The sequence below is a fragment of the Streptococcus sp. GMD6S genome (assembly GCF_000297015.1).
In genome coordinates, this window is sequence record NZ_AJRH01000347.1 from 1 (window position 1) to 819 (window position 819).

Here is an 819-nt window from a genome sequence, read left to right on the forward strand (position 1 = left end):
CCGATAGCTTTTGTGGATTGTTGGGCTTTGAAATTCTTATAGAACTCGACCTGTTCACTAGCTGCCTTGAGCTGAGCTTCGTAATTTTGCTTAACAGAAGCCAAAGATAACTCATTTTCCTTTTCCTGCAAGAGGAGCTGGTTTTTGACCTGATCACGCTCTCTTTCTAAATCAGAGAGAGTCTTTTGCAGTTGGTTTTCATGCTCTAAACGCAAGGTCGCCAATTGGTTTTCCAAGGCCTGCACTTCCTTGTCCTTTGCTAATAAGGCCTGATGACTTGTCTGTTCAACCTCTTTCTTAGCCAACTCTTGCTCTGTATCAAAGTTTTGGATTTGACTCTGCAGTTGCGCGATTTCTTGGTCTTTTTGAGCTAGTTTAATCTGTTGCTCATTCATAGCCTTTTGCTCAGCCAAGGCTAGCTCCTGCTTCATGCGATCGTGCAGTTCCTTATCAAATTCTGCCGTTCTCACTTGAGACAAGAGTTCGGCATACTGACTCTCATTTACTGTAAAGACTTCCCCACAGTTGGGGCATTTGATTTCGTTCATAGGGGGTACCTCGTGTTATTCAAAATAAAATATACCTAATCTACTTCTTTAGGGTCTTTTTCATATCTACCGTATTGCTTCTTCTAATAAATTTGCTTCATAAGGAATCAAATTCCTAATTATAAGAGATAAATTTCTTCTTAGATATTGTATTATATGAGAATCTTCAATAAGATTATCAGGTATATTTCTAATTTTTTTTACAGCTGAGCTTGGTACACCATAATCAATTAAAAATTGTAATCTTTCATCAATCTGTTCATTCTCTAAT

The 819-nt window shown here is 37.9% G+C and carries 2 protein-coding genes; both read right to left on the minus strand.

Going from position 1 to position 819, the window contains the following annotated elements; translation table 11 throughout:
- On the minus strand, positions 1 to 548 hold a 548-nt coding region (locus GMD6S_RS11525), incomplete at its 3' end, for a DUF2130 domain-containing protein (protein ID WP_001002597.1).
- A 66-nt stretch (positions 549 to 614) separates the two neighbouring features.
- Positions 615 to 819 (minus strand): hypothetical protein (locus GMD6S_RS12890; RefSeq protein ID WP_000641979.1); only part of this gene is annotated, 205 nt, incomplete at its 5' end.